General features: G+C 74.3%; 22 protein-coding genes. 16 read left to right on the top strand and 6 right to left on the bottom strand.

Going from position 1 to position 22119, the window contains the following annotated elements; genetic code table 11:
• Nucleotides 1-27: 27 nt before the first annotated feature.
• The 3 genes from ANAEK_RS14765 to ANAEK_RS14755 are packed head-to-tail and all read left to right on the top strand — an operon-like array spanning nucleotide 28 to nucleotide 1933.
• Nucleotides 28-453 carry a hypothetical protein gene (locus tag ANAEK_RS14765; RefSeq protein WP_012526933.1) on the top strand — a complete coding sequence of 142 codons (426 nt, stop codon included), beginning with the start codon at nucleotides 28-30 and terminating at the stop codon, nucleotides 451-453.
• Between the two features lie 20 nt (nucleotides 454-473).
• A complete protein-coding gene (locus tag ANAEK_RS14760) occupies nucleotides 474-1502 on the top strand; it encodes a zinc-binding dehydrogenase (RefSeq protein WP_012526932.1) in 1029 nt (342 codons plus the stop codon).
• A 14-nt stretch (nucleotides 1503-1516) separates the two neighbouring features.
• Complete coding sequence (locus ANAEK_RS14755; protein WP_012526931.1) at nucleotides 1517-1933, top strand: hypothetical protein; 417 nt, start codon at nucleotides 1517-1519, stop codon at nucleotides 1931-1933.
• A gap of 3 nt (nucleotides 1934-1936) precedes the next feature.
• Here ANAEK_RS14755 and ANAEK_RS14750 read toward each other — a convergent pair whose 3' ends face one another.
• Nucleotides 1937-2860: a zinc metalloprotease HtpX gene (locus ANAEK_RS14750; RefSeq protein ID WP_012526930.1), complete on the bottom strand. Its 924-nt coding sequence runs from the start codon at nucleotides 2858-2860 to the stop codon at nucleotides 1937-1939.
• Nucleotides 2861-3044: 184 nt separating this feature from the next.
• On the opposite strand from ANAEK_RS14750, the gene ANAEK_RS14745 reads away from it, so the two are divergent.
• From ANAEK_RS14745 to ANAEK_RS23535, 3 genes are all read left to right on the top strand, one after another.
• Entirely contained in the window at nucleotides 3045-5114 is a 2070-nt protein-coding gene (locus ANAEK_RS14745; RefSeq protein WP_012526929.1) for a DNA topoisomerase VI subunit B, read from the top strand.
• A gap of 3 nt (nucleotides 5115-5117) precedes the next feature.
• Nucleotides 5118-6221 (top strand): DNA topoisomerase IV subunit A, encoded by a 1104-nt coding sequence (locus ANAEK_RS14740; protein ID WP_012526928.1) that lies wholly within the window; start codon nucleotides 5118-5120, stop codon nucleotides 6219-6221.
• 106 nt (nucleotides 6222-6327) lie between these two features.
• On the top strand, nucleotides 6328-6459 hold the full coding sequence (locus ANAEK_RS23535) for a hypothetical protein (RefSeq protein ID WP_012634086.1): 132 nt from the start codon (nucleotides 6328-6330) through the stop codon (nucleotides 6457-6459).
• Between the two features lie 84 nt (nucleotides 6460-6543).
• On the opposite strand, the gene ANAEK_RS14730 is transcribed toward ANAEK_RS23535, so the two are convergent.
• Nucleotides 6544-7359, bottom strand: coding sequence for a 3'-5' exonuclease (locus tag ANAEK_RS14730; protein WP_012526926.1), 816 nt, complete (start codon nucleotides 7357-7359; stop codon nucleotides 6544-6546).
• A 201-nt stretch (nucleotides 7360-7560) separates the two neighbouring features.
• On the opposite strand from ANAEK_RS14730, the gene ANAEK_RS14725 reads away from it, so the two are divergent.
• Nucleotides 7561-8016: a hypothetical protein gene (locus ANAEK_RS14725; RefSeq protein WP_012526925.1), complete on the top strand. Its 456-nt coding sequence runs from the start codon at nucleotides 7561-7563 to the stop codon at nucleotides 8014-8016.
• 6 nt (nucleotides 8017-8022) lie between these two features.
• Here the strand turns inward: ANAEK_RS14725 and ANAEK_RS14720 are convergent, their stop codons facing one another.
• The gene (locus tag ANAEK_RS14720) at nucleotides 8023-11124 is read right to left on the bottom strand and encodes a hypothetical protein (protein ID WP_012526924.1); all 3102 of its coding nucleotides are present in this window, start codon (nucleotides 11122-11124) and stop codon (nucleotides 8023-8025) included.
• The gene (locus ANAEK_RS14715) at nucleotides 11114-12292 is read right to left on the bottom strand and encodes a hypothetical protein (protein ID WP_012526923.1); all 1179 of its coding nucleotides are present in this window, start codon (nucleotides 12290-12292) and stop codon (nucleotides 11114-11116) included. The genes ANAEK_RS14720 and ANAEK_RS14715 overlap by 11 nt, the downstream gene beginning before the upstream one ends.
• 224 nt (nucleotides 12293-12516) lie before the next feature.
• Between ANAEK_RS14715 and ANAEK_RS14710 the strand changes: the two genes are divergently transcribed.
• Nucleotides 12517-12744, top strand: a complete 228-nt coding sequence (locus ANAEK_RS14710) for a DUF6132 family protein (protein WP_041454079.1) — start codon at nucleotides 12517-12519, stop codon at nucleotides 12742-12744.
• Between the two features lie 36 nt (nucleotides 12745-12780).
• Here the strand turns inward: ANAEK_RS14710 and ANAEK_RS14705 are convergent, their stop codons facing one another.
• Together ANAEK_RS14705 and ANAEK_RS14700 are read right to left on the bottom strand one after the other, a co-directional pair.
• Entirely contained in the window at nucleotides 12781-13932 is a 1152-nt protein-coding gene (locus ANAEK_RS14705) for an acyltransferase (RefSeq protein WP_012526921.1), read from the bottom strand.
• A gap of 96 nt (nucleotides 13933-14028) precedes the next feature.
• Nucleotides 14029-14646, bottom strand: coding sequence for an isoprenylcysteine carboxylmethyltransferase family protein (locus ANAEK_RS14700; protein ID WP_012526920.1), 618 nt, complete (start codon nucleotides 14644-14646; stop codon nucleotides 14029-14031).
• Between the two features lie 411 nt (nucleotides 14647-15057).
• Here ANAEK_RS14700 and ANAEK_RS14695 point away from each other — a divergent pair, with 411 nt between their 5' ends.
• The 8 genes from ANAEK_RS14695 (at nucleotide 15058) to ANAEK_RS14660 (ending at nucleotide 22111) form a co-directional block, all read left to right on the top strand.
• Nucleotides 15058-15237, top strand: a complete 180-nt coding sequence (locus tag ANAEK_RS14695; protein ID WP_012526919.1) for a Flp family type IVb pilin — start codon at nucleotides 15058-15060, stop codon at nucleotides 15235-15237.
• Between the two features lie 70 nt (nucleotides 15238-15307).
• Nucleotides 15308-15820, top strand: a complete 513-nt coding sequence (locus ANAEK_RS14690; protein ID WP_012526918.1) for a prepilin peptidase — start codon at nucleotides 15308-15310, stop codon at nucleotides 15818-15820.
• Between the two features lies 1 nt (nucleotide 15821).
• Nucleotides 15822-16232: a TadE/TadG family type IV pilus assembly protein gene (locus ANAEK_RS14685; protein WP_012526917.1), complete on the top strand. Its 411-nt coding sequence runs from the start codon at nucleotides 15822-15824 to the stop codon at nucleotides 16230-16232.
• Nucleotides 16233-16253: 21 nt separating this feature from the next.
• A complete protein-coding gene (cpaB, locus tag ANAEK_RS14680; protein WP_012526916.1) occupies nucleotides 16254-17177 on the top strand; it encodes a Flp pilus assembly protein CpaB in 924 nt (307 codons plus the stop codon).
• Entirely contained in the window at nucleotides 17174-18628 is a 1455-nt protein-coding gene (locus ANAEK_RS14675) for a type II and III secretion system protein family protein (RefSeq protein WP_012526915.1), read from the top strand. Before cpaB ends, ANAEK_RS14675 begins: the two co-directional genes overlap by 4 nt.
• Before the next feature lie 33 nt (nucleotides 18629-18661).
• Nucleotides 18662-19795 carry an AAA family ATPase gene (locus tag ANAEK_RS14670; RefSeq protein ID WP_012526914.1) on the top strand — a complete coding sequence of 378 codons (1134 nt, stop codon included), beginning with the start codon at nucleotides 18662-18664 and terminating at the stop codon, nucleotides 19793-19795.
• Between the two features lie 2 nt (nucleotides 19796-19797).
• Entirely contained in the window at nucleotides 19798-21156 is a 1359-nt protein-coding gene (locus ANAEK_RS14665; protein ID WP_012526913.1) for a CpaF family protein, read from the top strand.
• Nucleotides 21149-22111, top strand: coding sequence for a type II secretion system F family protein (locus ANAEK_RS14660; protein WP_012526912.1), 963 nt, complete (start codon nucleotides 21149-21151; stop codon nucleotides 22109-22111). Before ANAEK_RS14665 ends, ANAEK_RS14660 begins: the two co-directional genes overlap by 8 nt.
• The last annotated feature ends 8 nt before the right edge of the window (nucleotides 22112-22119 follow it).

Below are 22119 nucleotides of genomic sequence, written 5' to 3'. Positions count from 1 at the left end.
GGCCGCACCCGGCGATAACGTGCGCTCGTGACCGCCGCCCGAACGCTCGCCGTCCTCGCCGTCCTCGCCATCGCCGCGTGCGGCAAGAGCAAGGAGGAGAAGGCGTACGACGAGCTGGGGCGGCAGTGCAACGCGCTGGCCGCGAGCGGGGCGACGCTCGATCAGGCCAGCCAGCTGTTCCGGTACCGCGACTGGTTCACCGGCGAGCGGTGCGGCCTGCCGCTCACCTCCACCGGCGCCGCGGACCAGTGCGGGCCGGCCTCGGACACGAACGTCCTCTGCATCATGGACTGGTCGTACTACCCGAACGACTCCAACATCTGCGGCCCGACCGGCTGCTGGCTGGGGTGCGAGGTCCGGGTGAGGCAGCCCGACCTCGAGGCGCACGGGGGCGCCGCGGTGATCTGCGCGGCGCGCTGGTTCGACCAGAACCCCACGCCGCAGTCGTTCTAGCTGGGGGCGGAGGCACGCACGTGAAGGCGGTCCTGATCCGCGGCCACGGCGGCCCCGAGCGCGTCGAGGTCGGCGAGCTTCCGCTGCCGGAGCCCGGCCCGGGCGAGGTCCGGGTGCGGGTGCGGGCAGCGGCGCTCAACCACCTCGACCTGTGGGTCCGCAAGGGCTGGAGCGGCCTGATGCTGTCGTTCCCGCACGTGCTCGGATCGGACGTGGCCGGCGTGGTGGACGCGGTGGGGCCCGGGGTGGCCGAGCCGAAGGTGGGGGCGGAGGTGGTGGTCGCGCCGGGGCTCTCGTGCGGGCGCTGCGTGCGCTGCCGCTCCGGCGAGGAGAACCTGTGCCGCGGCTACGCCATCCTGGGCGAGCACGTCTCCGGCGGGCAGGCCGAGGCGGTGGTGGTCCCGGCCCGCAACGCGCTGCCGCGCCCGCCGAACCTGTCGTTCGAGGAGGCCGCGGCGGTGCCGCTCACGTTCCTCACCGCCTGGCACGCCCTGGTGGCGCGCGCGCGCGTGCGGCCCGGCGAGACCGTGCTGGTGCACGCGGCCGGCTCGGGCGTCGGCGTCGCGGCGGTGCAGATCGCGAAGCTGCACGGGGCGCGCGTCATCGCGACCGCCGGCTCGGACGCCAAGCTGGAGCGGGCGCGGGCGCTCGGCGCGGACGAGGTCGTGAATTACGAGGCGAAGGACTTCGTCCAGGAGGTGAAGCGGCTCACGCAGCGCCGCGGCGTGGAGGTGGTGTTCGAGCACGTGGGCAGGAAGACGTGGGAGGGCTCGATCCTGGCCTGCGCGCCCGGCGGCCGCATCGTCACGGTGGGCGCGACCACCGGGTACGATCCCCCGACCGACCTGCGGCACGTGTTCTACCGCCAGCTCTCCATCCTCGGCTCGACCATGGGCACCTCCGGCGAGCTGCTCGAGGTGCTCCGCTTCGTGGGCGAGGGGAGGCTGCGGCCGGTGGTGGACCGGGTGCTCCCGCTCGCCCGGGTGCGCGAGGCGCAGGCGCTGCTTGCCGATCGCGCGCAGTTCGGGAAGATCGTCCTCACGCCCTGACGCAGGAGCCCATCATGAAGACGCGCAACGCCCTCTCCGCCGCCGCCCTCGCCGCCGCCGCGCTCCTCGCGGCCGGCTGCGGCAACGACACCTGCCCCACGGAGACGCCGCAGGTCTCGCAGATCCAGAGCTGCACCGCGTCGCCGGGGGCGACGGTGCCGGTCCGGCTGAAGGCGTGCCCCACCTGCAACCAGAACATCACCCGCTGCGAGGTGGACGTGCAGGGCGGCTACATCCAGCTCGATCCGCTGGCGGAGGCGTGCGACAGCTCCACCAGCTGCCCGCCCGGCTGCGCCACCGGCGACGTGATCTGCAACGTCACCGCGCCGTCCACCCCCGGCTCGTACACGCTCATCGTCTCGAACGGCCAGGGCGGCACGCTGCAGGGGCAGCTCGACGTGGGCACCGGCGCGGTCGCCTGCGCCTACTGACGCCTACGCGTAGCGCACGCCGCGCCGCATCTCGCGGAGCCGGCGCACGCGCTCCTCGATGGGCGGGTGGGTCGAGAACAGGCTCATCATCTTCGCGCCCGCCCCGTGGAACGGGTTCACGATGAACAGGTGCGCGGTGGCGGGGCCGCCGTACTGGTACGGGATGGCCTCGTTGCCGCGCTCCAGCGCGAGCAGCGCCTCGGCGAGCGGCTCCGGGTCGCCCACCAGCTCGGCGCCGGACGCGTCCGCGCCGTACTCGCGCGAGCGGGAGACCGCGAGCTGGATCACGAGCGCCACGAGCGGCGCCAGGATGGCCCAGGCCAGCAGCTCGAGCGGCGAGCCGCCGCGGTCGTCCTCGCGACGCATGCCGCCGAGCAGCGCGCCCCAGCGGACGACGTAGCCGAGCGTGGAGATGAGGCCTGCCACGGCCGCGGCGACGGTGGAGATGAGGATGTCGCGGTTGCGCACGTGGGCGAGCTCGTGCGCCAGCACGCCCTCGAGCTGGCGCCGGTCGAGGATGCGGAGGATCCCCTCGGTGACGGCGACCGCCGCGTGCGACGGGTTCCTGCCCGTGGCGAAGGCGTTCGGCGTCTCGGAGGGAATGACGTAGACGCGCGGCATGGGCATGCCGGCGCGGCGGGTGAGGCGCTCGACGATCTCGTAGACCTGCGGCAGCTCCTCGCGCGTCACCGGCCGCGCGCGGTGCGCCATGAGCGCCAGCCGGTCGGAGAACCAGTAGGAGAGGAAGTTGAAGACGAGGCCGAGCCCGCCGAAGAGGAGCATCCCCTGCGCGCCGCCCACCACGTTGCCGCCGATCGCGAGCAGCGCGATGAGCACCGCCATCAGCATGGCGGTCTTGGCGTAGTTCCGGCCCACGCCGGCCTTCGGGGACATGCCGCGCGGCTGGGCCGCCTCGCTCCAGGACATGGTGCTTGAGTAACCATCGGAGGGGCCGCGTCAATCCGCCGGCCGCCCGCCCGGCTGCGCGCCGGCGCGCACGGGGCGCCGCGATCTCGCGCGGGATCCCCCGCCGTGCTATTGGGGCGAGGCAGGCGATATCGCGGGGTTGCGAGGTCAGCGCGTCCATATGGCGGCTCGGAAGGCGGCGGCGGTGAGGGCGAAGGGGAAGGCCACGGGGCGGGACCGGGAGCGCGACCAGCTCGAGCTGGCGGTGGTCGGGGGACCCGCCCCGCGCCGCGCGAAGGGCGCCGCGACGCCGCCCTCCCGGGCGCCCGCACGCAAGCCCGCCGGCAGGGCCCGCCCCGCGCCGGTCGAGGAGCCCGAGCTGCTGCCGCCCGCGCCGGAGGCCGAGCCCGAGGCGGCGCCGGCGGCGCGCTCCCCGAAGCGCCGCGCCACCGCCGAGCAGATGGCGCAGCAGCAGCGCGAGATCTCCATCTCCGAGTTCTTCACCAAGAACCGGCACCTGCTCGGCTTCGACAACGCCTCGAAGGCGCTGCTCACCACCATCAAGGAGGCGGTGGACAACTCGCTCGACGCCTGCGAGGAGGCGGGCATCCTCCCCGAGATCACCATCGAGGTCCGCGACCTCGGGCTGGACGACAAGGGCGAGGGCGAGCTGACGAAGGGCGAGGGCCGCTTCGTGGTGGTGGTGGAGGACAACGGCCCGGGCATCGTGAAGGCGCAGGCGCCGAAGATCTTCGGCAAGCTCCTCTACGGCTCCAAGTTCCACCGCCTGAAGCAGAGCCGCGGCCAGCAGGGCATCGGCATCAGCGCGGCCGCCATGTACGGCCAGCTCACCACCGGCCAGCCGATCCGGATGATCTCGCGGACCGGCAAGGGCAAGCCGGCGTTCGGGCTCGAGATCCAGATCGACACCCGCAAGAACAACCCGGTGGTCACCGCGGAGCGGCAGCTCGACGACTGGCACGAGCACGGCACGCGCGTGGAGCTGGAGATCGTCGCGAACTGGCAGCAGGGGCAGCGGTTCGTGAACCGCTACGTGGAGCACACCGCGCTCTCCAACCCGCACGCCGCCTTCCACTACCTGCGCCCGCGCCAGCCGCCGCTCTCCTTCCCGCGCGCCACCGACGAGCTGCCCAAGGAGGCGCAGGAGATCAAGCCGCACCCGCACGGCGTGGAGCTGGGCGCGCTGATGCGGATGGCGGCGGACTCGAAGAGCCACGACGTGCGCGGGTTCCTGCAGGCCGCGTTCTCGCGCGTCTCCTCGACGGTCGCCGACGAGATCGTGAAGAAGGCCGGCTTCAAGGCCCGGGTGCGTCCCCGCGACGTCGCCGCGGACCGCGAGGTCGCGCGCAGGCTCCACCAGGCCATCGGCGCCACGAAGATCATGGCGCCGCCGACGCAGATCCTCTCGCCCATCGGCGACACGCTCATGCGCAAGGGCCTGGTGTCCTTCCTGAACGTGATCGAGACGGAGGGGCCGGAGGAGGAGGAGCAGCTCGACCTCGACGCGGCCCGGAAGAAGAAGGCCACCAAGAAGGGCAAGGCCGCCAAGGCCGAGGCGCCCGAGGTGCCGGACGCGCCGCCGGAGGAGGGCGTCGAGAAGATCAAGGGCCACAACTACTTCATCGCGACGGTGACGCGGCCGCCCAAGGTGTACCGCGGCAACCCGTTCCAGGTGGAGGTGGGGCTCGCGTACGGCGGGAGCTGGCCGGCCGACAAGCCCATCGAGCTGTTCCGCTTCGCGAACCGCGTGCCGCTGCTGTTCCAGCGCGGCGCGTGCGGGATGACCGAGGCCATCGTCAAGACCGACTGGCGCAACTACCTGCTCAGCCAGCCGCGCGGCTCGCTGCCGGTCGGGCCCATGGCGCTGCTCGTGCACATCGCCTCGGTGTGGGTGCCGTTCACCAGCGAGGCGAAGGAGGCGGTGGCCCACTACCCGGAGATCACGCGCGAGATCCAGCTCGCGGCCCAGGAGTGCGGCCGCAAGCTCGCGGCGCACATCCGCAAGCGCAAGCACGCCGACTACCAGGCGCAGCGCCGCAGCCTGTTCGAGCTGTACATCCAGGAGGTGGCGCAGGCGATCGGCAAGATCGTGAAGCGCAGCCCCGATCCCATCAAGCGCGAGTTCCTGCGGCTCGCCGATCAGGTGACCGAGCAGGAGGGCGCCGGCGACGGGCTCGACGACGCCGCGCTGGAGGAGCAGTCGAGGAAGATCACGCGGCGGCCGCGCAGGGCCGAGGAAGAGGAGCAGGAGTAGGCCATGGCCAGGCTCGACGCCACCGACAAGAAGACCGTCCAGAAGATCGAGAAGCTCGCCGAGACGGTGCTGCGCTCGGTGAAGGGCGGCAAGAACCCGTTCCTCGAGATCCCGGTCCGCTCGCTCGCGAACGTGCAGTTCAACCCGCGCAAGCGGCTCATCGAGCTGAAGGACCAGAAGCAGCGGCGCTACTTCTTCAACGTCTCCATGGCGAAGAAGTTCATGCAGACGTTCCTGGTCTCGGACGCGTGCAAGGAGCTCATCGACGCCGGCAAGACGACGAGCATCCGCGACCTGTACTACATGACGAAGCACGCGCTCGGCGAGACGCGGCAGAACACCTTCGAGGAGCAGGAGGAGTCCGACCCGATCATCGAGGACCTGGAGGTCGCGATCGACGCGCTCCGCGAGGAGCTGCACCTGTTCGCGAGCGGCCGCGGCTCGATGGTGGGCCCGCTCTCGATCCGCGACGCGGGCGACGCCATCGACCTGCGCCGCATGGGCTCGGGCGGCTGGTCGGTGCCGTCCATCGTGGAGGAGCACGTCGTCCAGTTCGGCAAGAGCGAGGCGAAGTACGTCCTGCTCATCGAGAAGGACGCCGTCTGGAAGCGCTTCAACGAGGACAAGTTCTGGGCCCGCGAGAAGTGCATCATCGTCACCGGCCTGGGCCAGCCGCCGCGCGGCGTGCGCCGCATCGTGCAGCGGCTCCACTCGGAGCTGGGACTGCCGGTGTACGTGCTCGTGGACAACGATCCCTGGGGCTTCTACATCTACTCGGTGCTGAAGCAGGGCTCGATCAACCTCGCCTACGAGTCGATGCGGATGGCGGTGCCGAAGGCGCGCTTCATCGGGCTGTCCTCCTTCGACAAGGCCAAGTTCAAGCTGCCCGGCAACGTGTCGATCCGCATGAACGACCAGGACGACGCGCGCGCGAAGCAGATGCTGGCCTACCCCTGGTTCAAGGATCCGAAGTGGCAGCGCGAGATCCAGGAGATGGTCCGCTCCGGCGAGAAGTACGAGCTCGAGGCGCTCTCGCGCCGCGGGATCAGCTTCATCACCGAGGAGTACCTGCCGAGGAAGCTGCGCGATCGCGACTGGCTGGAGTAGCGCCGGCGCCGCCCTCCCGGCCCGGGGCCGGCGGGCGGGCTTGACCGAACACCCCCGGAGCGGCGAGACTCCGCCGCCTTTCACGACGGACACCAAGGAGAATCACATGCCCGCCAAGCTCGGGAACCGCTCGAAGCGGAAGATCTCGAACCGCTCGAAGACCAAGCGCGCCCAGGCGACGCGCAAGCGCGTGCTCAGCGTCAAGCGCAAGCGCCGCGCGAAGCGGTCGCCGCGGTAGCCCCGCGCGGCGCCCCTCCATCCCGCGAGGCCTTCGACGGCCCGGCTGCGCGAGCGGCCGGGCCGCGCCGTTCCGGGCTGCGTGCTACAGGGCCTGCGCCCGCAGCGCCGGCTCGCGGCCCTCGAAGAACGGCGCGCAGCGATCGAGGAAGCCGTCCAGCGCGGTCCGCTCGCCGGGGCGGAGCCGCCGCGCGAACAGCCGCGGCAGCGCCTCGCGCGCGAGCGCAGCGCTCTCCGCGTAGCCGTCCGGCGTGAGCGATCCCTCGACCAGCCGGACGCGCAGGAACAGCAGGAACGTCTGCACCACGTCGGTCATGCAGTAGCCGGCGATCCGGTCGAGGGCGCCCTCGGCGTACAGCGCCTGCACGTCGGCGCCGGCCACGTCCTCCTTGCCCGGCAGCCCCACCAGCTTCGCGTACAGGTCGAGCGGGGCCGCGGTGGCCTGGCCCGCCAGCAGCTCCTTCACGTCGAGGTGCTCGGTCCCGCCGGTGCCGCGGGCGGCCCCGAACCAGGCCGGGGTGGGGATGGCGTGCTTCAGCGAGCGCAGCTCCAGCACCGGCAGGTCGAACCCCTTGCCGTGGAAGGTCACCAGCGAGGCCCCTTCCAGCCGCTGCCACATGGTCTCGAGGAACGCGGCCTCGGGCCCGCGCCGGTCGGTCCAGGCGACCGCGTCGGTGACCCGGACGATGCCGCCGTCCTCCTCCGCCTCCAGCAGGCACGCCGCCACCGGCCGGTGGTACGGCAGGGGGAGGAAGTCGCTGCGACCGCCCGTCCGGGCCCGGCGCTCGGCGAGGACCCGGCGGAGCTGCTCCGGGTAGGGGCGGGAGGGCTCCCCGTCCACGGCCGAGACCAGCGCCTCGTCGGGCACGGTCTCGAGGTCCAGGGTCACGAAGCGCCGCACGGGACGACTGTCGCAGCCGGGTCTGACAGCGCGCGCGTGTCACCCTGGATCGGTCCAGGGCGGGGGAGGGGCCCCCTCGGCGGCGGCCCCTCCTGGATGCGCCGCGTCAGGGAACCCAGGGTCTACGCTCGGGACGGCACGGAAATCCCTTTTCACACCGGCGCGGGACGGGCGGTCCGGGCCCGCGGAGGAGGTGCGGTCATGAAGGCGTCCACTGCACGGAAGGTGAACGGAGGGGCAGACGTCCGGCGCAATCCGATCGCCGCGGTCCAGGGGCGGATCGACGCGCTGGAGAGCGAGGCGCGCGGGCGGCTGCTGCGCGCGCTCGGGGCGGGCAACGAGGCGCTGCACGACCTGGACCTCGCGCTGGAGCGGCTCTCGCGCGAGGACTGGTCGGCGCGCGGCGTGCGGCGCCACATGGACGTGCTCCGGGCGCGCGCCGAGAACCTGCGCGCCAGCGCGATGCGGCGCGTGGCGGACATGCCGGGCGAGGCGGTGAGCCGGCTCGCCACCGGCAGCCGCGGGCCGGTGCAGAACCTGGCGCGCGGGCTCGAGCGGATCGCGAAGCGGCTCGAGGAGCGGGCGCCGGCGATCTCGGTGGTGGTCGATCGCGAGGAGCGCGACCCGCCCGAGGTGCCGGTGGAGCACCTGGAGTAACGGGGCTCAGGGGGCGGTCGCGCTCACCGTCACCGTGCGCACGCTGACGGCGGGCGCCGGGCCCCCGTTCACGTCCGCGGCGGTGACGGTCGCGCCGAGCGTGTAGCTCCGCGCCTGCGACGGCGTGCAGGTCCACGTGAACGTCGCGCTGCCGCCGCCACCCGGCAGGTCCACCGGGACCGGCGGCGCCACCGACGTGCAGGTCGCGAGCCCCGCGGGCGAGGCGCTCGGCGCCACCGCGGTGATCCGCGCGCTTGCCTCGCCAGCGTTCGCGAGCACGAGCGTGAGGTCCGCGGGCGTGTTCACGGGGACGCTCGGCGACGCTGGCGTGAGCGTCGCGGTGAGCCGAGGCGCGGTCTGCACCGTCACGGCGGCTCCGGTGACGGCGGGGCTCGCGTCGGCCCCGCTGCCGGAGTCCTCGGCCGTCACGGCGGCCGCGAGCGCGACGGTCCCTGCGGCCGTGCCGGTGCAGGTCCAGCCGAACGTCAGGCTGCCCCCGCCGGTGATGCTCTGCGGCGGCGCTGGCGCGGCGGCGGTGCAGGTGGCCCCGCCGGTGTCCGAGGTGCGCGACGCGCTCGTCTGGAACGCGGTGACGCTGGCGGTGCCCTGGCCGTCGTCGACGAGCAGCAGGCTCACCGGGATGGCCTGGCCCACGCTGATCTGCGCGCGGCTCGCCTGCACCGTCGCGGGCGCGAGGTGGCCTGGCGTCTGGACCGTGACCGGCGCCGGGGTGGGCTGCGCGTCGAGCGCGGGCGTGGAGGTCACCGCGGCCTCGAGCGCGTAGGCGCCGACCTCTCCGGCGGTGCAGCTCCAGGTGAACGCCTGGTTCGCGCCGGCGGGGATCGGCCGAGGCAGGCCCGGGGCCGGGGCGGTGCAGCTCCCCGGCGTCGCGCCGGTCATGGAGGCCACGATCCCGGTGACCTGCGTGGTGACGGCCGACACGTTCGCGATCGTGAGCGTGACGCCGAAGGGCTGCCCGGGGCTCGCCACCAGCGGCGAGGCGATGAACCCGGCGACCGTGGGCACGCCGCCCGCATCCACCGCCACGGTGGTGCTCGCGGTGGCGCGGAGCCGGGCGCCGGTGTTCACGTCGGTGGCGTCGGCCGTGGCGCCGAGGAGGGCGGATCCCGCGTCGGTGGGCGTGCAGGACCACTGGAACGTGGCGCGGCCGCCGCCCGGGACGGTGACCGGGGTCGCCGGCGCGACCGCGCCGCACACCGCCGAGGCCGGCGCGGTCGGCGCGATCGAGGTCACCTCGGCCGCCGCGCCGCCGGGGTTCGAGACCTCGAGCGTGAGCGCCGTGGGCTGGCCGGCGGTCGTCCGGGTCGGCACGGCGGCGATGGCGGCGGTGAGCGCCGCCGGCACCTGGACCAGCACCTCGGCGGGCGAGGCGGTCGCGCCGACGGCTCCACCGGACACCGCGTCGGTGCCGCTCGCGGTGCCGCCCAGGATCAGGGGGCCGGCGGCGCTCGCGCTGCACGTCCAGGTGAAGGTGGCGGACGCACCCGCGGCGAGGCGGCCCGGGCCCGGCGCCGGCGCGGTGCAGGTCGACGTCGCGGCCGGGTCTCGCGTGGCCACGACCGAGGTGACGTCGGCGGCGGCGGTGCCGCCGTTGAAGAGCGTGAACGTGACGTGCACCGCCTGGGCGACGTCCGCGATGGTGCGGTCCACCGAGAGCGTCGCGGTCAGCGCGGCCGGCCGCAGCACGTGCAGGCTGGCGCCGGGCGCCGACGCCTGCAGCGCCGCGCCGCTGTTCGCGTCCGTCCCGGCGACGCTCGCGCCGAGCGCCACGTCCACGGCCGCGAGCGGCGTGCAGGTCCAGGCGAAGGTGCGGGCGCCCAGCCCGGCGACGAGCTGCGGCGGCGAGGGCGTGGGCGCACCGCACGCGACCGCGGCGGCGGGCGTGGCGGTCGGCTCGACGCGCGTCACGGTGGCGCCGGCCTGCCCCGTGTCCCGGACCGTGAGCGACATCGCGAGCGACTGGCCGATGAGCGCCTCGGCCGGATTGCCGTCCACCGCGAGCGCGACGTCGAGCGCGGCGGGGGTCTGGACCAGCACGGACGCGGGCGACGCGGAGGTGGCGGACACGGGATCGCCGGTCGTGGCGTCGGTGCCGCCGACGGTGGCGCTCAGGGACATCGTGCCCGGCGTGCCGGCGGTGCAGGTCCACCGGAAGGTGGCGGACGCACCGGCGGCGAGCGGTCCCGGGGCCGGCGTGACGGAGCCGCAGGTCGCGGTGGCCGTCCCGCCGTGAGCCGGGACGGCGGAGGTCAGGTTGGCGGTGGCGTGGCCGCCGTTCAGCACCGTGAGCGTCACCGAGACCGCCTGGCCCACGTTCGCCGTGGCGGGCTCCGCGGCGATGGCGGCGGTGAGCGCCGCCGGGGCCTGCACGGTGACGCGTGCCGGCGCCGGCGGGGCGGCGGAGAGCTCGGCGCCGGAGGACGCATCCTGCCCGGCGGCGGCGGCGGTCAGCTCGAGCGCGCCCGCCGCCGACGCGCTGCAGCTCCAGGCGAGCACGGCCGAGCCGCCCGCCGGGACGATGATCGGCGCCGCCGGCGCCGGCGCGCTGCAGGATGCCGCAGGGCCGGCCGAGGCCGGCGAGACCTCGGTGACCTGGGCGGGCGAGCCGCCGCCGTTGGAGAGCGTCAGCGTCACCCCGATCGCCTGGCCCACCGCGGCGCTGGTCCGGTCCGCCTGGATCTCCGCGGCGAGCGCGGCCGGCTCCGCGCCGACGACCTCGAACGCGTCCTCGAGCGCGCCCTGCCGGCCGAGCGCGTTCTCCACCACCAGCCGCTTCGAGCCCGGCGCGAGGCCGGCCGGCACCGTGGCCTGCAGCGTGCGGACGTCCACCCAGGTGACCTGCTCCAGCTCCACGTCGCCGAGCCAGGCGCGGTGCCGCACGTCCACCGCCGCGCCGCCGCCGGACAGCCTGGTGGAGGGGCGCGCCAGGAAGCCGTCGCCACGGATGGTGACGCGGGTGGCCTGGGCCGAGGACGCGGAGGCGGGCTCGACCGAGGCCGGGCGGGGCGACTCGCCGTCCGGCCCGCTGGAGCACGAGAGCGTCGCGAGCGCGGCGACCGCGGCGAGGATGCCGAGCCTAGTACGCATCGAGGCGCACCCCCGCCGACAGCAGCACCGGCCAGCCCGCGCCGCGCACCGTGTCGAGCCCCGGATCGCCGAGCCAGTACCCGCGCAGCTCGGCGAACGGCGCGCCGATCCGCGTGCGGAACGCGAGCTCCAGGGCGGCCGATGCCGCGGGCGTCCAGGCGGCCTGGCCGAGCTCGGGCTGGCCCGCCAACCGCGTGCGGCTCGACACGCGCGCCGCGCCACCGCCCAGCGACAGCGTGGCCGTCCCGCGCGCGCCGAGCCCGGCGCGCGCCGCCAGCGACACGGTGAGCGGGATCGTGGTGCGGTCCACGCGAAGGTCCAGCGCGGCGCGCGGCGCCCAGGCCACGCCGTCCTCGCGGACCCCCCACCAGGCGACCGCGGCGACGACACCGAGAGCGAGCCGGCCTGCCCCGCGCCACGCCGCCGCGTCCGCGCCGAGCGCCAGCGCCGGACCGCCGCCGCCCAGGATGACGCCCGCCCGAGGCGACACGGTGAGCACCGCCGGGACCGCGCGCAGCGGCAGCGGGCGGGAGACCGAGGCCGGGCCCGCCGACGCGCGCAGGACGTCCTCGCCGGCCCAGGCGCTGCGCGGTGACCGGTACTCGGCCAGCCAGCGGCCCGTGCCGAGCGGCACCGGCTCCCCGATCCCGCCGCGGGCCGCGGCGAGCCGCGGCTCGTCCGCCACCGGGTTGCCGTGCGCGTCGGTCACCGCGATCCAGATCGGATGCCGCCCGCCGTCGGCGCCGAGGCCCTCGGGGACCTCCAGCGCGATGGCGCGTGCGGGCCCGGGCCGGAGCGGAAGGGCCGCGGATGCGGCGGCGCCCGCGGCGGTCGCGACCACCACCATGGAGGTGCGCGTGCCCAGCGTGGTCGGGGCGGTGATGCGGCAGGTGTAGACACCCAGCGAGACGCGGAGCGGGCCGTTCGCAGCGCCGGCGTCCACCTCGACGGTGACCGCGGCGTCCCGGCCGCGGCCGTCGGCGCCACGCAGGCGGGCCGTGAGCAGCACCTCGTCACCTGGGCGCGCCTCCCGTGGCTCGAACGACAGCTCGAGCTCGAGCGGCGCGGCGCCGGCGCCCGGCTCCCGCACCGGCGCCTGCTCCTGCGCCGGCACGCCGGAGGCCGCGAGCGCGAGCGCGACGATCGGCCAGCCCGAGACGATGCGCACGCGTGCTCCCCCCAGGAGCGGCAGCAAAGCAGGGAGACCGCTGGAAGGTAAATCACCCGGGGGCAGGAGCGCGGGGGCGCGCCGCGCGGGGGAGCTGGTGTGTCCAGCGCGGGCGGTACAGGGCAATGTCGACCCTGGAATCCTCCGCGTCCGCGCGGGCTCTCACCGGACGGGGCCGCGCCGTGCGGCGGCCCCGGAACCCGCAGCACCGCGAGGCAGGCAACGTGAACATCCCTCCCCGGCTCCGCGCGCACTGGCGCACCCTCGCTGGCGCGGCGGTGGGCGCCGTCCTCGGCGCCGCCTACGCGCACTTCATCGGCTGCCGCACCGGCACCTGCCCGCTGACCGGCAACGTGTGGACCGCCGCAGGGTTCTTCGGCTTCACCGGCGCGATCGTCGGGCTGCCCGGGCCGCGGAAGCCGGGCGGGCAGCCGGAGCACCCGGCCTCCTGATCCGGGAGGCCGCGGCGTCCGGACCCGCGCCCGGCGTCACGGCGCGGGCGGGCGCGCGGCGGCGAACGGCGCCGGGCCCAGGGCCGCCCGCAGCGCGCGGCGTGCAGGCCGCTCGAGCCAGCGCGACACGCCGAGCGAAATGGCGACCGCGGCCGCCGAGAACCCGAGCACGAACGCCGGCGACGCCGGCGTCCCCGGCGTGCGCAGCAGCAGCTCCGCCCAGCGCCACAGCGGGTCCTGCAGCGCGTAGAGCGCGAAGCTCGCGTCGCCGAGCGACTGGAGCGGCCGCGCCGACAGCGCGCGCCCCAGCGCGCCGCCCTTCGCCGCCACGCCCGCGAGCCCCGCCACGAGCAGCGCCCAGAGCGGCACGAGCAGCCCGTTGTGCACGAGCACGTACGGGAAGCCGCCCCAGGCCAGCGCCGCGATGGCCGCTGCGAGCGCGAGCGCCGCGGCGAAGCCGGCCAGGCGGCGCGGCAGCGCGGCGCCACGGCGGAGCAGCAGCCCCAGCGCCACGCCGGCCAGGAACTCCCCCAGGCGCGCCACCGGGTGGAACTTGAGCGCCTCGAGCCAGCGCGGCTCGTGGCGAAGGAGCTCGGCGCCGGGCCCGTCCGGGCGCAGCGCGAGGTACGCGAGCGGGAGCGCGAGCGAGGCCGCCCATGCGGCGCAGAGCGCCAGCGCGAGCCCGCGCCGCGAGAGGCGGGCGAGGCGCGCGGTCGCGAACGGGAAGAGCGCGTAGAACGTCGCGATCGCCGACGTGGACCAGCCCGGCGCGTTCCACAGCCGCGAGATGGGAGGGAGCCACGCGTGCACCAGCAGCAGGGAGGCGCCTGCCACCACGGCCGCCTTCGCCAGCCCGCCCGCGCCGTCACCCGACCAGCGCGAGAGGGCGAACGGCGCCGAGAGCGCGAACGCGAGCAGGTACGCCGGGTAGAGCCGCGCGAGGCGCGCCGTCAGGAACGCGCGCCGCTCGGCGCGGTCCATCGGGTGCGGGTTGGCCCAGGCGAGGACGAACCCGGACAGCACGTAGAACAGGCTCACCCAGGCGTGGCCGCCGGTCTGCAGCGTGCGCACCCACGGCGGGGCGCCCGCGACCAGCGGGCCACCGTAGTGGAAGAGCAGGATCCCGAGCGCGGCCGCGAAGCGGATGCCGGTGAGCGGCGCCAGGCGGTCGTCGCGAGCGGACGGCACCCCAGCAACATGCGGGCGGGGAGGCGGGAAGGGTACGGGCCGCCCCCGGGAGGCGTCGGGGGAACGCGCGGGCCTTCCGAACCGGAAGGGCCGGCCTCAGTAGACGAACGGGAGCAGGCGCCAGCGGGTCGAGCGGGCGTACGCCTGGTAGTCAGGATCGCGGAGCAGGAGGATCTCCTCCTGGCGGATGCGCACGAGCTGGGCCGCGACCCCGGCGACCCACACGGCTGCGTTCGCGATCGACCCGTTGCTCACCAGGTAGCCGGCATTGGCGATGGCGTAGGCCGCGTACAGCGGGTGGCGCACGAAGCGGTACGCGCCGGACCGCTGGACGCCGCGGTTCGCCGGGAGCAGGCCGATGCTCCGGTTCAGCGAGGCGAGCCCGTAGAACGCGAACGCCATGGCGGAGAGCTGCACCGCCTGCGCGAGTGGCACGTCGTGCGCGCCGGGCACGGGCCGGAACAGCAGGGGCCCGAAGGTGCCGGCGAGCATGGCGGCCCAGGACAGGGCATCGCGTGAGACCGCCACGGCGGACCGTCGCACCAGGAACATCGCCGCGAACACCGTCTCGAACGCGACGATCGCGAAGACGCTCACGCGCGGTGAGTCGAGGAACGCGCGCGCGTGCACCAGCGCGAACGCGACGTACACGGCGCCCACGCCCACGTCCATCCCCGCCGTCAGGAGCCCGCTGCGCGTGATGCGTGCGCCCATCGATGTCCCCTCGCTGGCGGCGACGGTAGCACGCGGCAGGTGCGGGCCATGTCACCGGGGCGTGGTCCGCTTGCGCGAGGCGTGGCAGGCCTCGGGCGCGCTGCGTCCCGGGCTCGGCCGGCGTCCGTCCCGCCACGCTGGAAGCGGCACGCGCCGCAGGCGTCCTCTGGGCAGGGGACACCCCTTGGGCCTAAGAGATCCCCGTAGGTTCCCAAACGGTTCACGAACAGTGGATCACGGAAAATGCCCGGCACTCCGCGCGACTGCACTCGTGGTCGCAGTGCGTCCGCTGTCGCGCGATTCCCCGTCGCAGCGTCGTGTGACGTGGGTGGGGTGAAACCACCCAGTATCCATCGCGTCAGGAAGTGACGACGGGGCCATGCCGGCCCGCGTGCGACAGGGGGATTCGAGATGCTGCAGACGCTGAAGAGGCTGTGGAAGGACGAGGAAGCGCCGACGGCGGTGGAGTACGCGATCATGGTCGCGGTGATCGGGCTCGTGATCATCATCGGCGCGGCGGCGCTCGGCACGAACGTCAACACGACGTTCGGCAACGCCGCTTCCCGCGTTCCCGGCGGGGCGGCGCCGTAGCACGGCACGCGAGCGGTGCTGGCTCGGAGGACCAGGCCGGGCCAGCACCGTCGCCCTCGGGCCCACGCCCATGATGGCCTCACCGCTCGCCTTCGGAACCTTCGGGTTCCTGCTCGCCGTCGCCGCGGCCTCGGACGCTGCGGGGCGCAGGATCTCGAACCGCATCACCGTGCCGCTCGCGGTGGGCGGCATCGCGCTCCAGGCCGTTGCGGGGGGCCTCGCGGGCGCGGCCGGCGCGCTGGTCGCGACCGCCGCCGTGGGCGCGCTGCTCTGGGTGCCCTGGTCGCGAGGCTGGCTGGGCGGCGGAGACTGGAAGCTGGCGGTGGCGGCGGCGCCGTGGGTGGGGCTGGGCTCGCTCGCGAGCTACCTCACGACCTCCGCGGTGGCGGCGGGCGGGCTGGCGACGGTGGCGTGGCTGGCGAGCGGCGGCGCGGCCCGGCGCGACATCGGGGCGAACCTGCGCGCGGCCGCGGCGGGACGGCCGGTGTCCATCCCGGCGCGCGCCGCCGGCGATCGGGTCAGCGTCCCGGCCGGCGCGGCGTTCGCCGTCGGCGCGCTCACCACGGTGGTGCTGGGGGGATGACATGCGGTCCAGACGGCACACGGAGCGCGGCGTCGCGGCGGTGGAGTTCGCGCTCGTCCTTCCGTTCCTGCTCGCCATCGTGCTGGGCGGGCTGGAGTGGGGCTTCTACTTCTTCCGCGAGCAGGTGGTCGTGAACGCGGCGCGCGAGGGAGCGCGGGCAGGCAGCGTGGCCACGGTGGCCCCGCTCGCCGTGGCGGAGAGCGCCGCGCGGGCGGCGCTGGTCGCCGGCTCGGTGGATCCGACCACGGTGGGCGCGAACGTGGTGGCGAGCTCGCGCACGACGGTCGATCCGGTCAGCGGCGCGACGGTCGAGTCGGTGGTGGTCACGGTGTCCTTCCCGTTCGTTCCGCTGACGGGGTTCGGGATCCCCGTGCCGGACACGGTGTGGGCGCGGGCCGAGATGCGTCGCTGAGGTCCACTGGGGGGGGGAGAGATGTCGAACGGTTCGGACGGGATGGGCGTGCTGAAGCGCGCCGCGGAGCGCAGTCCGCGACGCACCGGGCTGAGGGTGGTGCTGTTCCTGGTCATCGCGGCCGGGGCGGCGGCGCTCGCCGTGCTGCTGGTCACCCGGTACGTCGAGACGCGCACGGCGGCCGCGCGGGTCTCGACGACGCCGGTGGTGGTGGCGACCATCGACCTGCCAGAGGCGACCACGCTCCGCGCCGACGTCCTGAGCGTGGTGCAGTGGCCCAGCGCGAACGTGCCGGAAGGCGCGGCGTCGGATCCCGCGAAGCTCGTGGATCGCGTGGTTCGCGCGCGCGTCATCAAGGGCGAGCCGGTGGTGGAGTCGCGGCTCGCCGCCGCGGACGCGGGGCACGGGCTCGCCGCCATCCTCCCGCCTGGAATGCGCGCAGCGGCGGTCCCGGTGAACGACGTCGTGGGCGTCGCCGGGTTCATCCACCCCGGCGACTCGGTGGACGTCATCGTGGTGATGCGACCGGAGACGAACGGCAACTCCAACCCTGCCTTCTTCTCCAAGATCATCCTGCAGAACGTCCAGGTGCTGGCCGTCGGCAAGGAGCTGGGGCGGAACGAGCGCAGCCTGGAGAAGTCGCTGCCCGCCACGGTGGCCACGCTGATGGTGGACAGCGAGCAGTCCGAGAAGCTCGCCCTGGCGCAGACCAAGGGCAGCATCCTGCTCACGCTTCGGAGCGGGATCGACCGCGAGCTGGTGGACACGACCGGCGTGAACCCGGCGGGCCTCGTCAACGCCCATGTCGAGCCGCCGGTGAACGCGAAGCCGCCGCCGCCCGTGCGCCGCGTGGCGCGCGCGCCGGAGGCGCCGAAGCAGGTGGTCGAGATCCTTCGCGGCGACATGTACGAGCGGCGCGACTTCGGGAAGGGAGGTGCCAAGTGAGCCGGCAGGCGGTGTGGGTGGCGCTGATGCTCGTCGGGGGAGGCGCGGCCGCGGCGCAGGACGTGGTCCCGACCATGCGCATCGATCGCGAGGTGGGCGCCGCGCGCAGCATGAGCCTCGAGGCGGGCCAGAACCGCCTGCTGGTCGTGTCCGACCAGATCGGGCGGATCGCGGTGGCCAACCCGGACGTGGCGGACCTGAAGGTCGTCACCCCGTACCAGGTGCTGCTCACCGCCAAGGGGATCGGCTCCACCGACCTCACGCTGTGGGACCGCGACAACCATCCGCTGGTGGTCGCGCTGCAGGTGACCCGCAACCTGGAGGGGCTCCGCAAGCAGCTCAAGGAGCTCTTCGCAGGCGAGAAGATCGACGTCTCCTCAGCCGGCGACCTGGTGGTGATCTCCGGCCAGGTGAGCGACGTCCGCATCCCCGAGCGCGTGGCGGAGGTGGCCCGTCTCCACGCCTCCAAGGTGGCGAACCTGGTGCAGGTGTCCGGGCAGCAGCAGGTGCAGCTCGAGGTCCGCTTCGCCGAGGTGGGGCGAACCGGCCTCCGCGAGATGGGCGTCAACTTCTTCCACAAGTCCGACGACGGCAAGCGGGTGGGCGGCATGACCGGCAACCGCACCTACCCCGGCGACTTCCTCAACACGCAGTCCAACCCGGCCATCCCCGGCACCGGCCCCCGCGGTCTGTGGGGCCCGGGTCTTCCACCGGACGTGCCGAACGCGGCCTTCAACAACGCGTTCAGCTTCTTCCTGTCCCAGGGCGGGCAGTTCCCGTTCTCGGTGATGCTCAACCTGCTCGAGCAGAGCAACCTCGCGAAGACGCTGGCCGAGCCGACGCTGGTGGCCATGAGCGGCCAGGAGGCGGCGTTCCTTGCGGGCGGCGAGCTGCCCATCCCGCTCGCGTCCACCTTCGGCCAGACGGCGGTGGAGTGGAAGAAGTTCGGCATCCAGCTCCGCTTCACGCCCACGGTGATCGGCGACGCCATCCACCTCCGGCTGAAGGCGGAGGTGAGCGATCTCGACCCGACCACCGCGGTGACCGTCGGTGGGACCACCATCCCGGGCCTGGTCTCGCGCCAGAGCGAGACCACCATCCGCCTGGGCGACGGTCAGAGCTTCGCGGTGGCCGGGCTCATCTCCGACAAGGTGCGCTCGCAGAGCGCGCGCGTCCCGGTGCTCGGGTCGATCCCGATCCTCGGAGCGCTCTTCCGCTCGCAGGCCTACCAGCGCGACGAGACCGAGCTGCTCGTCGTGGTGACCGCGCGGCTCGCCAAGCCGGTGGCGCCGCACGAGCTCCCGCCGCTCCCGACCGACTTCGAGAACAACGACCCGTCCGACGCGGCGCTCTTCCTGCTCGGGAGCGACGGCTCGGCGGTGAAACAGCCGAAGGGCGCGGGCGCGACGGCTGCGCGCGGCGCCGCCGGTGAGCGCGGGTACAGCAGGTAGGCGGGGCGCGGCGACGCAGTCCAGGGGGAAGCCATGGAACAGAAGGGCATCTACGTGACCGGTCTGGCGCCCGCCGCGGAGGCGGAGCTGCTGTCGTCGCTGAGGGACCTCCGCCTCGCGCGCGTGGACGAGGCGCCGGCGAGGGCGGACGACGCCGCCCGGACGCCGCTGGCGGTGGTGGGGCTGAACGGGAACCCCGACGGCGCGTTCGCGACCGTCGCGCGGCTCTCCGCCTCTGGAACGCGCGTCGCGGTGGTCGGGCCGGCGAAGGACCCCGATCTCATCCTGCGCGCGATGCGCGCCGGCGCGCGCGAGTATGCGGTGGCCGGCGACGCGGCGAGGCTGCAGCTGGCGGTGCGCAGCCTGGCGCGGCCGGACGGCGCGGCCGCCGCCGGGCAGGTGCTCGCGATCTTCCCGGCGAAGGGCGGGATGGGCGCGACCACGCTGGCGGCGAACCTCGCCGCCGACCTCGTGCGGGGCGGCGACCGCACCTGCCTGGTGGATCTCGACCTGCAGCTCGGGGACGTGAACGCGTTCCTCGACGTGCACGGCGGCTACACCATCACCGACGTGGTCGCGAACATGCGGCGGCTCGACCGCGAGCTGCTCGACGCATCGGTGATCGCGCACCGGTCCGGCGTGCACGTGCTCGCCCAGGAGGAGCGGCTCGAGGAGGCCGAGCACCTGGACGCGCCGGCGGTGGAGAAGCTGATCGCGTTCCTGCGCGAGCACTACCAGCACCTGGTGCTCGACGGGCTGCGCGGGTTCGACGAGCGCTCGCTCGCGGCGCTCGACGCCGCCGACCGGGTCGTGCTGGTCGTGACGCAGGAGGTGCCCGCGGTGCGGAACGCCCAGCGGTGCGTGGAGCTCTTCCGCAAGCTCGGCTACCCCGACGCGAAGCTCGCGATCGTGGTGAACCGTTGCCTCCGGTCCTCGAACATCACGCCGGAGGTGATCGCCGAGACGCTGGGGGTGCCCGTCACGGCCACCGTCGCCAACGACTTCGCCTCCGCGAGCCGGGCCGTGCAGCGGGGCTCGACCATCCTGGAGGAGGCGCCCCGCTCGGCGCTGGCACGCGACCTCTCGACCCTCGCCCGGCAGCTCTCCGGTGGTGACCAGCATCGACGCCGTCCGGGCATGCTGCGCCGGATGTTCGCGCGGAGGTAGCCGTGGGCCTCGCCGATCGCCTCAAGCAGCGCGCGAACGAGCCGGCCGCCGCCCATGCGATGGTGGCGGAGACGGCGCCGCAGGACTTCCACGATCTGAAGGGCGAGCTCCACCGCCGCATCGTGGACGCGCTCGACCTGCAGGCCTTCGAGAAGCTCGCCCCGGAGCGGCGGCGCGAAGAGCTGCGCAACGTGCTCGCGGCGGAGATCGCGCGGCGCGATCTCCCGCTCAACCAGATCGAGCGCGAGCGGATGGTGCAGGAGCTGCTCGACGAGCTCACCGGCCTCGGGCCGCTGGAGCCGCTGCTGGCGGACCCCACCATCTCCGACATCCTGGTGAACACCTACGCGACCGTCTACATCGAGCGCGCCGGCCGGCTCGAGCTCACCCCGGTGCGCTTCGCCGACAACCAGCACCTGATGCAGATCATCAACCGGATCGTGTCGCGGATCGGCCGCCGGGTGGACGAGACGTCGCCCATGGTGGACGCGCGCCTCCCCGACGGCTCGCGCGTGAACGCGATCATCCCGCCGCTCGCCCTGGACGGTCCCATCGTCTCCATCCGGCGCTTCGGCGTGACCCCCCTCCGGATGCGGGACCTGCTCGCTGGCGGCGCGCTGAGCGCCGAGGCGGCCGGGTTCCTGGGGGCGTGCGTCGAGGCGAAGCTCAACATCCTCATCAGCGGCGGCACCGGCGCGGGCAAGACCACGCTGCTCAACGCGCTCTCCGCGTTCATCCCGGACAGCCAGCGCATCGTCACCATCGAGGATTCCGCCGAGCTGCAGCTCCAGCAGCGCCACGTGGTCCGGCTCGAAACCCGCCCACCCAACATCGAGGGCAAGGGCGAGATCATCGCGCGCGACCTGGTCAAGAACGCGCTCCGCATGCGCCCCGACCGCATCGTGGTGGGCGAGGTCCGCGGCGGTGAGGTCCTCGACATGCTCCAGGCCATGAACACCGGCCACGAGGGCTCGATGACCACCGTCCACGCGAACACGCCGCGCGACGCGCTGGCGCGCCTGGAGGCGATGATCGGCATGAGCGGCGTCCCGCTCTCCGAGGGGGCCACGCGGGCCACCATCTCGCGCGGCCTGAACGTGATCGTCCAGCTCAACCGCGGCACCGACGGCCGCCGCCGCATCACCAGCATCGCCGAGATCACCGGGACCGAGGGCGCGGCGATCACGATGCAGGACGTCTTCCGGTTCGAGCAGCACGGCGTGGACCCGACCGGCAAGATCCAGGGCGACTTCAGGCCCACCGGCATCCGGCCGCGCGCCCTCACACGCATCGCCCAGTTCGGCGTCGATCCGGGCCGCATCATCGAGCGGCTCCAGGGAACGGGACCGGCCCATGCGTGAGGTGATGATCGCCGCGGCCGCCGTGGCCATCTTCGCGGGCCTCGAGGCGGCCTACCACCTCGCGCGCTATTTCGCGGACCGGCGCTCCGCGGAGCTGCGGCGGCGCTTGCACGCCATCGGCCGCGGCAGCGCGCTCGACGCGGACCTGCTGCGGCGCGGGCGGCTCGCGAAGGCCCCGGCCCTGCAGCAGGTGCTCGAGCAGGTGCCCGGCGCGCGGAGGCTCGAGCGGCTCCTGGAGCAGGCGGACTCGAGCTGGACCGTGGCGAGGCTCGGGGCGCTCACGCTGGCGGGTGGTCTGGTCGCCGCGCTGATCGGCGTCAGCCTGCGGTCCGGCGCGGTCGGCATCGGGGGCCTGGCCGCGGGTGGCGCCGCGCTGCCGATCGTGGGGGTGCTCTCGGCACGGGCGAAGCGCAGCGCGAAGCTCTCGGAGCAGCTCCCGGAGGCCCTCGACATGATGGCGCGGTCGCTGCGCGCCGGCCACGCGGTCACCGCCGCCTTCCAGGTGGTGGCGAGCGAGATGCCGGAGCCCGTCAGCGTGGAGTTCGCCCGTGCGTACGAGGAGCAGCGGCTCGGCCTCACGCTGGAGCGGGCCGTGGTGCAGATGTCGGAGCGCTGCCCCGGGAACGGCGACATGAAGATCTTCGCCGTGTCCGCGGTGATCCAGCGCGAGACCGGCGGCAACCTCGCGGAGATCCTCGATCAGATCGGCGAGACGATTCGCCAGCGTTACCGCTTCTACGGCAAGCTCCGCGCGCTGACCGGCGAGGGGCGCGCCTCGGCGGTGATCCTCGGCGCGCTGCCCTTCGCGGTGGCGGTGGCCCTCTCGATCCTGAACCCCGAGTACCTGATGGTCCTCCCGGGCACGGCCAAGGGACAGATGATCATCCTGGGCGCGTCGGTGAGCTGGGTGGTCGGGCTCCTCTGGCTCTACCGCCTCACGCAGGTGGATCTCTAGGGGGCGGC

Source organism: Anaeromyxobacter sp. K (genome assembly GCF_000020805.1).
GTDB classification, from domain to species: Bacteria; Myxococcota; Myxococcia; order Myxococcales; family Anaeromyxobacteraceae; genus Anaeromyxobacter; species Anaeromyxobacter dehalogenans.
The sequence above is the reverse complement of the archived record's forward strand: the minus strand, read 5'-3'. Positions and strand labels throughout refer to the sequence as shown.

Excerpts from the sequence above, each read along its gene's own strand:
- ANAEK_RS14755 (WP_012526931.1), top strand. The coding sequence starts at position 1,517 with ATGAAGACGCGCAACGCCCTCTCCGCCGCCGCCCTCGCCGCCGCCGCG.
- ANAEK_RS14750 (WP_012526930.1), bottom strand. The coding sequence starts at position 2,860 with ATGTCCTGGAGCGAGGCGGCCCAGCCGCGCGGCATGTCCCCGAAGGCC.
- ANAEK_RS14740 (WP_012526928.1), top strand. The coding sequence starts at position 5,118 with ATGGCCAGGCTCGACGCCACCGACAAGAAGACCGTCCAGAAGATCGAG.
- ANAEK_RS23535 (WP_012634086.1), top strand. The coding sequence starts at position 6,328 with ATGCCCGCCAAGCTCGGGAACCGCTCGAAGCGGAAGATCTCGAACCGC.
- ANAEK_RS14725 (WP_012526925.1), top strand. The coding sequence starts at position 7,561 with ATGAAGGCGTCCACTGCACGGAAGGTGAACGGAGGGGCAGACGTCCGG.
- ANAEK_RS14720 (WP_012526924.1), bottom strand. The coding sequence starts at position 11,124 with ATGCGTACTAGGCTCGGCATCCTCGCCGCGGTCGCCGCGCTCGCGACG.
- ANAEK_RS14700 (WP_012526920.1), bottom strand. The coding sequence starts at position 14,646 with ATGGGCGCACGCATCACGCGCAGCGGGCTCCTGACGGCGGGGATGGAC.
- ANAEK_RS14695 (WP_012526919.1), top strand. The coding sequence starts at position 15,058 with ATGCTGCAGACGCTGAAGAGGCTGTGGAAGGACGAGGAAGCGCCGACG.
- ANAEK_RS14690 (WP_012526918.1), top strand. The coding sequence starts at position 15,308 with ATGATGGCCTCACCGCTCGCCTTCGGAACCTTCGGGTTCCTGCTCGCC.
- ANAEK_RS14685 (WP_012526917.1), top strand. The coding sequence starts at position 15,822 with ATGCGGTCCAGACGGCACACGGAGCGCGGCGTCGCGGCGGTGGAGTTC.
- cpaB (WP_012526916.1), top strand. The coding sequence starts at position 16,254 with ATGTCGAACGGTTCGGACGGGATGGGCGTGCTGAAGCGCGCCGCGGAG.
- ANAEK_RS14670 (WP_012526914.1), top strand. The coding sequence starts at position 18,662 with ATGGAACAGAAGGGCATCTACGTGACCGGTCTGGCGCCCGCCGCGGAG.
- ANAEK_RS14660 (WP_012526912.1), top strand. The coding sequence starts at position 21,149 with ATGCGTGAGGTGATGATCGCCGCGGCCGCCGTGGCCATCTTCGCGGGC.